At 55.9% G+C, this 1,225-nt stretch carries 1 pseudogene; it reads right to left on the bottom strand.

Going from position 1 to position 1,225, the window contains the following annotated elements:
• Positions 1–145: 145 nt before the first annotated feature.
• Positions 146–1,225, bottom strand: a pseudogene (locus ACR0K5_RS25100) (IS3 family transposase); the annotation flags it as partial.

A 1,225-nucleotide genomic window follows, 5' to 3' on the forward strand; every position in this document is an offset into this window, starting at 1 on the left:
CCTGCGCCGTGAAGCCCGCGATCTGAAGGAAGTGGTTGCCGTACAGGCCCTTGAACTGCGGATGCTCATGTCCGTTGTCAGGGATTTTGGGACAGATGGCTGCCTGAGCTAAGAGAGGATCTGGCGCATCTGGTTGGTTTGATTGTGCGGCGGATTTGCGGCGAAGCAAGCGCCTGGTTTCGATTGTCTTTTGTTTGATCCTTTCTCGCTGTTTTAGAATGGTCTGCCCGCGTCCGAAGTAGACATCAGCGGGCGTGAGGTTTTGTAAGCTTTCGTGGTAACGCCGGTGATTGTAGTGATCGACGAAAGCATCGATCTGCTGCTGGAGGTCACCGGGCAGATAGTAGTTTTCCAACAGGATGCGGTTCTTGAGGGTCTGATGCCAGCGCTCGATCTTGCCTTGGGTTTGCGGATGATATGGCGCGCCACGCACGTGATCCATTTGCTGATCTTCCAGCCAATCGGCCAACTCTCCGGAAATGTAGCTGGACCCGTTGTCGCTGAGCAGACGCGGTTTGTGCAGCACGGTTGCCTGATCACAGCCCGACGCCTGTAGCGCCTGGTCCAGCGTGTCTGTCACATCCTCAGTCTTCATCGTCGTACAAAGCTTCCAGGCAATGATGTATCGGCTGTAGTCGTCCAGGATCGTACTGAGATAGAACCAGCCCCAACCGATGACCTTCAAATATGTGAAGTCTGTCTGCCAAAGCTCGTTCGGCCTCGCTGTCTTGTCCCGGAACTCATCCGCAGCGGACAGAACCACATAAGCCGGGCTGGTGATCAGATCGTAGGACTTGAGGATGCGATAGACCGAAGCCTCTGACACAAAGTACCGTTCTGTGTCGGTGAAGCGTACAGCCAACTCACGCGGGGAAAGCTCACTTTCCTTCAGGGCCAGATCCTTGATCTTCTCGCGCATTGGCGTGGGAATGCGGTTCCAGACCCGTGACGTCGCGGGTCTACGATCTTCAAGCGCCTCGGGGCCACCGACGAGATATCGGTCGTACCAGCGATAGAAGGTGCTCTTCGGGATGCCCAGCTTTTCCAAAGTGCGCTTGGTCGGCAGCTGCGAGCCTTCGACGAGGCGGATGATCTCCAGCTTTTCAGATGCAGGATACCTCATTCGTCGTCGCCCCCATCCGCGATCATGCTTTTTTTGAGCAACCGCAGTTCAAGAGCCTGTTCGGCAACCACTTCCTTCAGATCGCGGGCTTCACGGCGCAGA

Source organism: Ruegeria sp. AB9, assembly GCF_056542585.1.